Annotated in this window: 14 protein-coding genes and 3 pseudogenes; 7 read left to right on the top strand and 10 right to left on the bottom strand. The window is 37.4% G+C overall.

The features are described from left to right. Positions 1–93: 93 nt before the first annotated feature. From AYJ55_RS11560 to AYJ55_RS25935, 4 genes are all read left to right on the top strand, one after another. Positions 94–381: a hypothetical protein gene (locus AYJ55_RS11560; protein ID WP_063656488.1), complete on the top strand. Its 288-nt coding sequence runs from the start codon at positions 94–96 to the stop codon at positions 379–381. 98 nt (positions 382–479) lie between these two features. Further along, positions 480–833, top strand: coding sequence for a hypothetical protein (locus AYJ55_RS11550; RefSeq protein WP_162505496.1), 354 nt, complete (start codon positions 480–482; stop codon positions 831–833). 936 nt (positions 834–1,769) lie between these two features. Then, positions 1,770–3,722, top strand: a complete 1,953-nt coding sequence (locus AYJ55_RS33100; protein ID WP_063656482.1) for a phage head-binding domain-containing protein — start codon at positions 1,770–1,772, stop codon at positions 3,720–3,722. Positions 3,723–3,787: 65 nt separating this feature from the next. After that, positions 3,788–4,564, top strand: coding sequence for an acyltransferase family protein (locus tag AYJ55_RS25935; protein WP_162505495.1), 777 nt, complete (start codon positions 3,788–3,790; stop codon positions 4,562–4,564). On the opposite strand, the gene AYJ55_RS11540 is transcribed toward AYJ55_RS25935, so the two are convergent. From AYJ55_RS11540 to AYJ55_RS11525, 3 genes and pseudogenes are all read right to left on the bottom strand, one after another. Then, a complete protein-coding gene (locus tag AYJ55_RS11540) occupies positions 4,495–4,983 on the bottom strand; it encodes an IS630 family transposase (RefSeq protein WP_063653499.1) in 489 nt (162 codons plus the stop codon). The two genes, AYJ55_RS25935 and AYJ55_RS11540, sit on opposite strands and share 70 nt — an antisense overlap. Further along, the gene (locus AYJ55_RS11535) at positions 4,952–5,317 is read right to left on the bottom strand and encodes an IS630 transposase-related protein (protein ID WP_063653415.1); all 366 of its coding nucleotides are present in this window, start codon (positions 5,315–5,317) and stop codon (positions 4,952–4,954) included. The genes AYJ55_RS11540 and AYJ55_RS11535 overlap by 32 nt, the downstream gene beginning before the upstream one ends. A gap of 1,035 nt (positions 5,318–6,352) precedes the next feature. After that, a pseudogene (locus AYJ55_RS11525) lies at positions 6,353–6,859 on the bottom strand (tyrosine-type recombinase/integrase); the annotation flags it as partial. Positions 6,860–6,949: 90 nt separating this feature from the next. On the opposite strand from AYJ55_RS11525, the pseudogene AYJ55_RS25930 reads away from it, so the two are divergent. After that, positions 6,950–7,102: pseudogene (locus AYJ55_RS25930) on the top strand (helix-turn-helix domain-containing protein); the annotation flags it as partial. A 22-nt stretch (positions 7,103–7,124) separates the two neighbouring features. Here AYJ55_RS25930 and AYJ55_RS11520 read toward each other — a convergent pair. Both AYJ55_RS11520 and AYJ55_RS11515 read right to left on the bottom strand, forming a co-directional pair. Then, positions 7,125–7,613: an IS630 family transposase gene (locus AYJ55_RS11520; protein WP_063653499.1), complete on the bottom strand. Its 489-nt coding sequence runs from the start codon at positions 7,611–7,613 to the stop codon at positions 7,125–7,127. Beyond that, the gene (locus AYJ55_RS11515) at positions 7,582–7,947 is read right to left on the bottom strand and encodes an IS630 transposase-related protein (protein ID WP_063653415.1); all 366 of its coding nucleotides are present in this window, start codon (positions 7,945–7,947) and stop codon (positions 7,582–7,584) included. The genes AYJ55_RS11520 and AYJ55_RS11515 overlap by 32 nt, the downstream gene beginning before the upstream one ends. Positions 7,948–7,982: 35 nt before the next feature. Here AYJ55_RS11515 and AYJ55_RS11510 point away from each other — a divergent pair. Then, positions 7,983–8,873, top strand: a pseudogene (locus AYJ55_RS11510) (IS481 family transposase); the annotation flags it as partial. A 33-nt stretch (positions 8,874–8,906) separates the two neighbouring features. Here AYJ55_RS11510 and AYJ55_RS25925 read toward each other — a convergent pair. From AYJ55_RS25925 to AYJ55_RS33090, 5 genes are all read right to left on the bottom strand, one after another. After that, a complete protein-coding gene (locus AYJ55_RS25925) occupies positions 8,907–9,122 on the bottom strand; it encodes a PDDEXK family nuclease (protein ID WP_245677346.1) in 216 nt (71 codons plus the stop codon). Beyond that, positions 9,064–9,813, bottom strand: coding sequence for a Sak single strand annealing protein (locus AYJ55_RS33095; protein WP_063653613.1), 750 nt, complete (start codon positions 9,811–9,813; stop codon positions 9,064–9,066). The genes AYJ55_RS25925 and AYJ55_RS33095 overlap by 59 nt, the downstream gene beginning before the upstream one ends. Further along, positions 9,810–10,058, bottom strand: a complete 249-nt coding sequence (locus AYJ55_RS11500; RefSeq protein WP_063653611.1) for a hypothetical protein — start codon at positions 10,056–10,058, stop codon at positions 9,810–9,812. Before AYJ55_RS11500 ends, AYJ55_RS33095 begins: the two co-directional genes overlap by 4 nt. Positions 10,059–10,204: 146 nt before the next feature. Then, positions 10,205–10,342 carry a hypothetical protein gene (locus tag AYJ55_RS30745; RefSeq protein ID WP_187153132.1) on the bottom strand — a complete coding sequence of 46 codons (138 nt, stop codon included), beginning with the start codon at positions 10,340–10,342 and terminating at the stop codon, positions 10,205–10,207. A 9-nt stretch (positions 10,343–10,351) separates the two neighbouring features. Continuing rightward, the gene (locus AYJ55_RS33090) at positions 10,352–11,203 is read right to left on the bottom strand and encodes an antA/AntB antirepressor family protein (RefSeq protein ID WP_245677344.1); all 852 of its coding nucleotides are present in this window, start codon (positions 11,201–11,203) and stop codon (positions 10,352–10,354) included. 70 nt (positions 11,204–11,273) lie between these two features. Here AYJ55_RS33090 and AYJ55_RS11490 point away from each other — a divergent pair, with 70 nt between their 5' ends. Further along, complete coding sequence (locus AYJ55_RS11490) at positions 11,274–11,699, top strand: CCDC90 family protein (protein WP_063656477.1); 426 nt, start codon at positions 11,274–11,276, stop codon at positions 11,697–11,699. Positions 11,700–11,703: the final 4 nt, after the last annotated feature.

The following is an 11,703-nucleotide window of genomic DNA, read 5'->3' as shown; positions in this document are numbered from 1 at the left end:
GCAACTAAATTAGCGGCATATGGTGGCTGAAAATAGTTAGGGGCATTAGCACAGAATAGTCAGCGCGATAATGGCCAAAATTTAGCGACTGATTTGGGTATTGGGGTTGCTGGTAGTGGATTAACGAGAGCGATTACTCCGCTATTAGGTAAAGCTTATAATGCAGTTGTGCAACGTACAGCATCACCAGCATCAACTGAAATTAACACGGCAAATGATATTGTACAATTAGCCAGATCTGAAGCAGGACGAGAATCAATAGCAGAACAAGCCGCCAAAATAGATCCGGATGTTGCTAAAGCAGCTGATGTTACGGGTATTGACATTAATGCTTTAACGCCAGGTATGCGTTCAGGTAGTACAGGCATTGCGCAAAACTGAAGGAGTTTTATCTTCAACACCAGGAATTGTGCAAGATGCTCACATGAAAGCATTTGATGAAATAAAAAGCAAGTTGAACAAAAACTTAGAGGAATTAGGTGCAGAATCTGGAACGGCATCAGAAAAAAGCGCAGCGATTAAAGGAAGAGTCATATCAAAATCTAGATGAAATGAGAGAGGCAGAGTGGAAAGCCTGGAATAATGTTAGATCTACAATGCCAAATCAAAAGATGAAAATGGCTAATGCCAATGCGGTTGTTCAAGCTGAAAATTCTGCTGGCGTTCCTTTATCATCTGAAATGAAGCAATTTGTTTCTGCTTATAAAAAAGGGGGAATTACGTTTGATGGCATGAAAGCATGGAGAGCTAAATTTTCTGATGCAGCAGAAAAATATAGCCGTAGAGGTGAAGCAAATGCGGCCAGACGTGCTGGAGAAGTTAGACAAGCATAACACAAGATATGCAGAAAATGGCACAACAGGGTGGTTTTCTTGAAGACTGGACGAAAGGCTAATGAATTATCTAAGGCAAGAATAACCGCCCAAAAGATGCTGAAGCTATTTTTGGAAGAGACCTATCAAATGATGCGCTAATCACAAAAGGCGTTTCTGCATTACAAAGCTCATCGAAAAAGGTTTAAAAGATTTTCATAAAATAATGAAATCTGTTCCAAAGGATGAACATGAACCAACGATAGCATCAATATTGCAGGATGCAGCATCACAAGGTGTAGAGGGGGTAAATCAGAAGGCGCGGGAATTTCACATATTGCTTCAATACTTACACCACAAAACATTAATGTGATTAGACAATATTCACCCGATCTTGGAAGACTGACAGAAGCTTATGGCTTATTAGCAAAGCGGCGTCAAAACCTTTAAGAAGCATTGAACATACAGGGAAGATCAGTTCCGTCCTGAAAACGCTCAATGGTGAATTACCAAAAATATTACAAATTATTTCTGACCCACTCAAGAATAAGCGGTTGGGGCTATTGCTGGCTATGCAGGAGCTGGAGTAACTGGTTCTGTATTAGTTCTTTAGCGAGTTCTGCTTTGTATTCTGGTATTGCCGCAATTTAGCCAGTAAACGTAGTGGCAGATATGCAATAGAGAAAGCTATTCAGCGAAGCAACTAAGCGGTTAATGCTGGAGCGAGTCAATCAGCCATTGAAGCTGCTGAAAGACGCTTTGTTAAAAATAAAGCCGTAATGAGAGTACTTCGTGATACGCTGAGTCGTGAAGAGTTCCAGCAAATGGCCAGACTTGGTTTGTTGCTACGATGAGTGGAATGACAAAAAGTAACAACAACGAATAACAATCCTATCTAAAAGTTTTATAAATCCCATTATTTAATAAATATACACCTCATTTCTATCTGGAGAAAAAATGTCAGATATTATGCCTAATGTTGTCGTGAGTATGCCAAGCCAATTATTCACCTTAAGAAGAAAGTTTGCTGCTGCAAGCAATGGTAAGGTTTACATCGGTAAAATCGATAGGGATCCCACCATCCCAGAGAACCAGATTCAGGTATATCTTGAGAATGAAGACGGATCACATGTCCCTGTTGCACAACCTATTATCATCAATCAAGCTGGCTATCCAGTTTACAACGGTCAAATTGCCAAGTTTGTCACAGTAGAAGGTCATTCAATGGTTGTGTATGACAGCCATGGTGCGCAACAATTCTATTTTCCAAATATTCTAAAGTACGATCCTGACCAATTTAAAGGTAAGCTTAAACAACCCGATGGTGCATCAATGATAGGTGTCCAGCCATCGGGTAATCTGCAACAGATGTTGCATTATGTTACGCCTGAACAATTTGGTGCGATTGGTGATGGTAATGTCCACCCGCTATCTGAGCGATTTAAGACATTAAAAGAAGCACAAACGGTTTACCCTCACGTAACTTCATTAGATCAAACCATTGACTGGGCGGCATGCCAAGCAGCAGAGAATTATGCTAGAGGGAAGACAGAAGTTAATTGTCCTTCATATGCTCAATATCATTTTAAATTCGACTATTTAAGCATAGGTGTAAATTCAAAATGGAAAGCTGGAATCAACCCACAAACTGACTCTGGAGGCACAACAATAAAGCGTACCATTAATGTCGTCTCACCGCCATTCGGACAAGACTGCTTCGTAAGAGTAATGAACGCTACAACAGCAGGTAGTGCAGATGAATTTATACGCGGAGTGGTTTTCAAAGGATTTAAGCTTACGTATGGATTACCAAGAAGATCTCCCACTAAGAGTACTGGCAGAATCGGATTACATCTTAATTATGCTATTAAGGCTGAAATAGACGTTACCGTCAATGACTGTGAGTATGGGGTATTTGGATATTCATGCTGGGGAACAAAAGGTACAATTCGCATAGACTCATGTCATAAGGGTTTTTATGCAGATCCCGTGACACCAACGCCTGAGAATCTTTCTCCTCCAAATAATGGAAATACAAGTTTTAATTTGCGAGTAGAAATTGATGCGTGTCCTTTTGGCCTTGTATTGAGAAGTTGTGGTTATTCTGAATTTACTGGCTATATTGAGGGAGCAGTTGTAGGTCAGGGGAACTATGATAGTACAAACGAGACAGCAATTGCGGTGACAATGTTGAATGGTGATGGTAATAACATGAGGTTAGGAATTGAAGCATGGGAAGGAATTCACGTACTCTTGCAAAATGCTGCTCTTGAGATATCAGAGTCATTTGCACAGCAAAAAGATATAGTTAATTCAACGGGGAAAAATGGCCCCTGGCATTCGATGTCATTACTTACAGGTAATGAACAGCCATTAACAATTCCATCTGGTAATAATTCATTGTTTTATTCTATGTCTCATGGACGATTAACTGTCAAAAATTTAAAAATGGATGCATCAAGGGAGGTCTTCAATTCGGCATATCTTAGTTATCAAGATTCATCTAGTGGGGTACTTTTCTTTAATACAGGTATTTATACTGGCGATATTCGAAGACTATCACCAAATAATTGGGTGAATATAGACGTAATTAATGATAAATATTTAGAGCCCTGCTTTTTGCCTGATTCGGGTACAGCATACAGATACTTAGGCAAAGGAATGTGTATTATGAAAGGTTGGAAACTTAAACCCGTTAACCCAGATGGACGAGTATCCATAGACGCCCCCGAAGGATTTAAAATCATTGATTTTGATGTTCACACTGTGATTTCTAGTCAATCACAAGCTACAAATGCAGCTCCAATAGGTGTAGTATCTAACACTGATTCACAAATAGTTTTACAAACGCCAATAAATTCAGTTGGATTTTCAGTTTCATATAAATTAATCTTAGAAATTAATAAGTAAATGAGTTATTAATGAATCCGTGGTGATTAAATAATTTTTATGTCATATATAATCCGTTATAATTTATGGATATTGTTATGAACAATAAAAAATTAGATGCTATTCAGTTTCTTAGGGGGATATCTGTATTATTAGTCATCGCTTTTCATTTTAGGCAATATCTGAATAACGTCTATTTACAAGTTGATATTGGTGATAGATTATTCGGATTAGGTGAAGTAGGTGTTGATATATTTTTTGTTATTAGTGGATTTGTCATAGTTTACTCATCAATAAATAAAAAAAACAATACAACTTTAGAATTTTCTCTTAAGAGATTTTTTAAACTTTATCCTGTATATTGTTTTGTATTGTTATTACTAATTATTTTTAACATCAATCAAAATTATACTGCCTCGCAAATAATTAAAAGTTTTATTTATATACCCAATGACTATAACTTTATTGGTCCATGGTATGGATATAGCATCAATATACCCGCATGGACACTCACGTATGAGGTTATTTTTTATGCTATATTTGCTGCTGCAATATTTATGAGTCATAAGCGTCGGACAACAATCTGCATCTTTATGATAATTATTATTGTATGTACCGCACAGATGTATTTTCGTGGTTTTCTACAATTAGATCCAATAACTAGAGACATCGATAACAATAATATCGTTAGAAATTTAACTTTTCTTTCTAATCCAATCCTATATGAGTTTATTTATGGGATGATCATAGCTGAGTTTTACGTTCGTGTTATAGCTAGGCGACTTAATTTTGATTACAGCATATGTATTAAAAACAGGTCATCGATAGTGCATCCTGTTTCCATCTTTTTACGTTTAGCTTGAGACCATTTATGTTCTATAGGATTTAAATCTGGTGAATACACAGGCAAATATTCTATCTGGTGTCCTGCGTTTATAATTGCCTGTTCAATATTCTTACCTTTGTGAAAGCTAGCGTTGTCCATAAAAATAACAGAATTTTCAGGAAGTTCTGGGAGCAATATTTTTGTGATCCAAACATAAAAAACATCACGGTTAATATTGCAATCAAATAATCCGATAGCAAAAAGGGTTGTTCCCAATAAAGCGCCAATAACATTTGTTCTTCCCTTAGCACCCCAGTTTTTCAGGCCAAAACAACGGTGACCTTTTGGGGAATAGCCGTGAGTTCGTGGAGTGTCATGTGAAAAACCACTTTCATCAATAAAAACAACAGATTTATCTTTTTTTTCATACTGTTGTCTTTTTTGCTGATGTGCCAGCCTGTCGCTTTCGTTGGTTTTTGGATGGAATAGAGTTTTTTTTATAGGTTAATCCCAGCTTTTTAAGGGATTGCCAAATAGTCTTTTTACAAACACCGAATCGCTCTGCCCGTTCCTTTTGGTAAGCATCTGGATACTGTTCCACATCTTTTGCTAAAGCATTTTTATCGAGCTTCCTCTTACGTGGCGTTGAATTTTTTGGCTCTGGTCGTTTAAGCCAACGTACTAAAGACGCTTTTCCAATACGGAATTGTTTCGCAGTTTCTCGAATTGTTAAACCTTCGGCTTTCCTTACAGATATTACTTTACGTCGAAAATCAATTGTATAACTCATAACACACCTTGTAATCAAAATTAAGTCGCCTAGCTATAATGAAAGAATATCGAATAATATTATTTTTAATATTGCTATGGTAAGCATATTTTGGGTTTCCGTTGTACTAATAATTTCTGGATATAATCGAGGATCCGGACTAGGAGGGTTATATTCATTTGCATTGGTTGGATCGCTTATTCTTCTTTGTAAGAATAAAGAGATTAATTTTGGAAAATTCTGGCTTATGATGGGGGAGATGTCATACTCTCTTTATATTAATCACATGGTGGTAAAAAAATTAAGTGGAATTTATCTCAGGGATTTGGGAATTTATAATAATAATGGAGGAGTCACACTTTTTATAATTTTGTTTATACTCACCTTTGTTATGTCTTATAGCACTTATAACCTAATCGAGAAACCGAGTGTTAATTTTGGTCGTCGAGTTGTTAACATGCTTATTCAAAAAAATAGAAGTTAAATACAATAGTTAAAGCTAACTAGCCCCAATCAAGGGCCATCATATTAGCAGCGTTGAAGCAAGTTGTTAACTATTAGTTGTTAGTTGCATGTTAGTGGTTATATGTGAGATAGGCTAAACGAGTAATTGATTATTTTGAATTGTGATTAATTTAGACATAAATATATCTCCGTAGTTAAAGAATGGTAGGGTGTTTTGGTTGGATAAATTAAATGGGTGACAAATAAATTTTCTTACCAAGGGATAAAAAGTAACTTAAATTTATTGACTATTTCTTTCAGAAGATAAATCAAATTGTCTACCTATTTAATTGTTTTTATTACTACTTATATTCGCGTTATGTTCTGAAAATAAACGTAATATATTGATTTATAAACAAAAATATACTTATTTAAAATCCCTCAGCCTTAAGGCTGTGCGGGTTCAAGTCCCGCCCTGGGCACCATGAAATTTTCCAATGTTTATCAATAAGTTAAGTGGTGAAAACTTAGTCTCTTAAGAGTAAATTTTTGTGACTAAAATCACGTTTCACTATATTTTCGCTATATAATTTCACTATATTTTTGATTTAATCATTGCTTTTTCTGACCTCCAACAACAGGGACAACATTAATTTTTCTATCGTATCTTGCGGTTTGAGAAATGTTTTTATGACCAGATATTGTTTGTTTTTCAGATAAAGAACCATCAAGATCTGAAACACCTTTTGCTTTTAAATCGTGAAAAGTAAAATCAAAGTTTAAGTGTGGAAATTTAATTTTGGCTTCTTCTTTTGCTTTCCTCCATCGGCTATTGAAACCATCACGAGTGTACCCAGATCCACTTTGTTGATGCAGAACATATATACTGCTAATTCCTTTGTCTAAAGGTAAAGTATGACTTAACTCTATGGCTGCATGTAAACGATCTGTCCATGCTTTTATCTGTGCGATCCCTGTTTTACCTTGCTTAATAAATATGCCGTCATTAGATAGCTGAGAATAAGTTAAAGATAAAATATCTGCTTGCCTAGCAAGGCAAAGATAGGCAAGCTCCATCGCAATTTTTACTACAATTGGTGATATAGAATAAAGTGTATTAGTCTTAACTTAATCCGACAATTCTGATTTAAAAAAGAGCGTTACCGGTTTTAATTAACATCATTAGATAATTAAATAAAAGGTAATTCTATGTATCAAACAAATAATCCTATCATCAAACATAAAGTCGGGTTACTTAACCTCGCTGAAGAGCTTAATAACGTCTCAAAAGCCTGTAAGATTATGGGGGTATCCCGAGATACGTTTTATCGCTACCAGGAACTTGTTAACGATGGTGGGATATAGCTAGGCGACTTAATTTTGATTACAGCATATGTATTAAAAACAGGTCATCGATAGTGCATCCTGTTTCCATCTTTTTACGTTTAGCTTGAGACCATTTATGTTCTATAGGATTTAAATCTGGTGAATACACAGGCAAATATTCTATCTGGTGTCCTGCGTTTATAATTGCCTGTTCAATATTCTTACCTTTGTGAAAGCTAGCGTTGTCCATAAAAATAACCGAATTTTCAGGAAGTTCTGGGAGCAATATTTTTGTGATCCAAACATAAAAAACATCACGATTAATATTGCAATCAAATAATCCGATAGCAAAAAGGGTTGTTCCCAATAAAGCGCCAATAACATTTGTTCTTCCCTTAGCACCCCAGTTTTTCAGGCCAAAACAACGGTGACCTTTTGGGGAATAGCCGTGAGTTCGTGGAGTGTCATGTGAAAAACCACTTTCATCAATAAAAACAACAGATTTATCTTTTTTTTCATACTGTTGTCTTTTTTGCTGATGTGCCAGCCTGTCGCTTTCGTTGGTTTTTGGATGGAATAGAGTTTTTTTTATAGGTTAATCCCAGCTTTTTAAGGGATTGCCAAATAGTCTTTTTACAAACACCGAATCGCTCTGCCCGTTCCTTTTGGTAAGCATCTGGATACTGTTCCACATCTTTTGCTAAAGCATTTTTATCGAGCTTCCTCTTACGTGGCGTTGAATTTTTTGGCTCTGGTCGTTTAAGCCAACGTACTAAAGACGCTTTTCCAATACGGAATTGTTTCGCAGTTTCTCGAATTGTTAAACCTTCGGCTTTCCTTACAGATATTACTTTACGTCGAAAATCAATTGTATAACTCATAACACACCTTGCAATCAAAATTAAGTCGCCTAGCTATAGACGCTTTAATTAATCAAAATCGACGGGTGCCTAACGTAAAAAATAGAGTAGATGAACAGATTGAAAGCGCTGTAGTCGAGTATGCGATTGAATACCCTGCACACGGTCAACACCGCAGTAGTAATGAACTAAGAAAAAAAGGCATTTTTGTTTCGGGGAGTGGCGTTCGCTCTATTTGGCTGCGCCATAATCTCGAAAATTTTACAAAACGCCTAAAAGCGCTTGAAGATAAAATCGCAACAGAAGGAATTATCCTGTCAGAATCACAAATCAGTGCTCTAGAAAAGAAAGCGCAAGATGATGAAGCCTGTGGTGAGATTGAAACAGCGCATCCAGGTTATCTGGGTTCACAAGATACTTTTTATGTCGGTCATTTAAAAGGCGTTGGTCGTGTTTATCAACAAACTTACATTGATACTTACAGTAAAGTCGTTCATTGTAAGCTTTACACAACAAAAAGCGCGATAACGGCGGCAGATTTATTAAATGACAAGGTTCTCCCTTTTTATTCCCAGCATGGGTTACCGGTGTTACGTATACTGACGGACAGAGGCAGTGAGTATTGTGGTAAAGTTGAACATCACGATTATCAACTTTATCTCGCTATCAATGATATTGATCATACAAAAACTAAAGCTCGTTCACCTCAAACTAATGGGATTTGTGAACGCTTTCATAAAACTGTATTACAAGAGTTCTATCAGGTGGCTTTTCGTAAGAAAATCTATAGGGCTTTAAATGAATTACAAGCTGATTTAGATAAATGGTTAGCGGAATATAATAACCAACGCACTCATCAAGGAAAAATGTGTTGCGGTCGAACTCCTATGGCAACTTTACACGATGGAAAACAACTTTGGAGAGAGAAAGATTTAAATCAAATTTAACCTGACAGGTACTGTATAAATAACCGGTAACTGTCAGATTAAGTCTGAGCTACTACAGATAAAGCCCACTTCGGTGACCGTGACATCAAACTCATTGAGGCAATATCGCGCTCTAGCTTGTGGTTCAAGGGCAATGCCCCGTTCAATGGCCTGATTGGTTTTAATTTCTTCTCGTCGTCCGGTAAGGGTTTCACAAACTAATTGCATGAGGTAGTTTCGTTGCGTTGTTCCCCTGCCTTTGGATAACACCTTGTGTAAATTGCTGGCGGTGACTTTCCCAAGTCTTGCCTGAAACCATTCGTCCGTTTTCTGCTTCATGATTAGCCTCGTTTTTCATTGCAATATTGCGATAAATAGCCATTTTATTTTCTTCGCCAATGATATCCGTCTCTTCTGGTGTTAATTTCAGCCAATGGGATTTCATTGATTCAATACCGCCTTTTGCTGATGTTTCTAATTCCTGGATTAATTGTTCGTAACGGGCTTTTTGTTGTGCGGCTTCTTTCTGTATTACAATTTTTTCCTGTTCAGGCAAGTCTTCTCCGGCATAGATATAAAATCCTAATCCAAACATTGAAATAGCCTTGGTGAGACAGCGCATGAGCGTTTTATTGATATCAACGGCATTAGGGTTAGAAATAGCCTGATTCCGGTAATCCATAACGGGTAACCACATTTTTCGGGGAAACTCATTATTTCCTTGTTTAACCGTGAGTGTTAACGACACCATCGCACTGCCATCATTGTTATAGCTAATGGCATCAATGACATAGTAGGATTCTGGATAATGTGCCATTAATACGCCCCATGCCCAAGCCCATGAGAGATAAGAAAGGCCGTTTTTCTTTTCAACTTTATCGTTAACATTAATCACCGACAGCGTTTCCCAAACCTGTTGTTGAAAACTTCTCTCTTTTTCGGTATGTTGTGTTTCGCTCATAGATATTTCCTCTTAGGTGCTCGAAGTGCTTTGTACTGATGGATGTTCTCATTTTTGAAATGGTTAAACAGCGCCTTCCAGATATCGTCAAAATCCTCAATACTGAGTTTTCGCATCACTGAGGAAGGTAGGCAGTCATAAACAGGCTGGACAAGTTCGCTGATTTCGTCGTCCAGCCTGTCTTCCCAATAAGCAATTTCTTGCTGTTGTTCGTACCAGTAATCTTGCATGGCGTAAGGGTTCATTTGACCTCCTCGAACTGAAATAGCATCCTGTTTTTCTGGTTTTAATCTCCGCGACTAATAACTCGATTTCATTTTGTGAAAAGGACGAATCCAGTAGCAGAGTGATAATTTTTTCTTTAAGATGGCGTTTTTTCGCCTTTTCAGATTTAAGGGGCATGATGATTTTTTCCATAAGCTTTTAGTTGCAGTGATAAAGCGATTAGCCATATATCTTGTCGTTGGGTATCAATCGCTAACTTTGCTGCCTGTCTTGCCAGCGCTAGCAGGATGTTGTCTTTGTTCATCGTTACCCCTTATGCCACCTGACTATATTTGTCGTGAGTGAATTCGCCGTTCCAGTCTTTCTTCATCGGTAGCTTACTTTTGAGGTATTGGTTATATAGCCATGAAGCCCCCTTTTTTAGCAGAACGATTTTATAACACTGGCGTTTCCCGTAATCGTTTGTCATGATGAAGGGTGATTCGGTTAGATAGGTATCTCTCGCATAAGAATGAACACGCCAGACATGAGCCTTGCTGATATCCTTTTCTGCATCGTAGAGAAAATGACGCGATTCCAGAAAAAGGTTGACCTGGTTAATATTTACGCCATTAAGCTGCTTGCAGAATTGAACAGGTGTCATACCAATCTGAAACAGGTTTTTTAGGCTATCGATTTCGGTTTCAAGCTGTTGAACCTGTACCCCTAACAGTTGAACTTTTTTATGCTGCTCAGCCCATGCAATGGCTGATTCAGCAGGGTCAAGGAAATTAGGTAAGCCTAAAGTTGTTGGGTTATTAGATAATTTCGGCTGTAAAATCCGTCTCTCACATTCAATAAAATACTGTCTGGCCTGTTTCCCTTTTTCATTACGCTCAACCATTGATAATTCTTTCGCCATATCGATACTGATGCAGTAGTCTTTCATAGGCCGTTGGCGAGATTTTGCACTCCCCGATTTTGGGGAGCTCAAATTTTCTACAATTACGTAGTCTTCGTTTTCAACAAATCCATACTGGTTAACTCGGTCTTTAATCCATGTGGTAAAATCCTTGCCTACTTCTAGAAACGCATGTAAATCACGGGCATTAACCGTCTGGATTAATGTACCATTGATGTTTTTTGTTTCGATGTTGATTAAATTTTGCATGTAGAAATTCTTCAAAGTTAATTGATGAAAGATTTTGCAGACTGAACCCTAAACCCGTTATACTTACCAAAAAGGAGGATTTCCTATGGGTCAAGTTGCATTTGATACACAAGAATTTGTCGAAACATTAGAGAATGCAGGTTTGCCAAAAGAGCAGGCAAAAGCAATTTCTATTGCTGTACGTAAGTCACATGAGGTTGCTGATGTAGCAACAAAAAGAGATTTAGAAGACGTACGTAAAGATATGGTTGCTCGCTTTGAAAAGAACGAAGCTCAAATCGCTGATGTTCGTAAAGACTTATCTGCTGAAATAGCTGATGTTCGCAAAGATATGGCTGCTCGTTTTGAGAAGAACGAAGCTCAGATACAAGCACGTTTTGAAAAAACTGACGCTCAGATAGCCTTAATTCGTAAGGATGTTGAACATATTGCTACAGGACTACTTTTAAAGCTGGGTAGTGTGATAGTTTTGACTATCGGTGCTGCAACAGCAATACTCAAATTCTTCTAGTCCC

The sequence above is a fragment of the Candidatus Arsenophonus triatominarum genome, from assembly GCF_001640365.1.
GTDB classification, from domain to species: domain Bacteria; phylum Pseudomonadota; class Gammaproteobacteria; order Enterobacterales; family Enterobacteriaceae; genus Arsenophonus; species Arsenophonus triatominarum.
The sequence above is the reverse complement of the archived record's forward strand: the minus strand, read 5'-3'. Positions and strand labels throughout refer to the sequence as shown.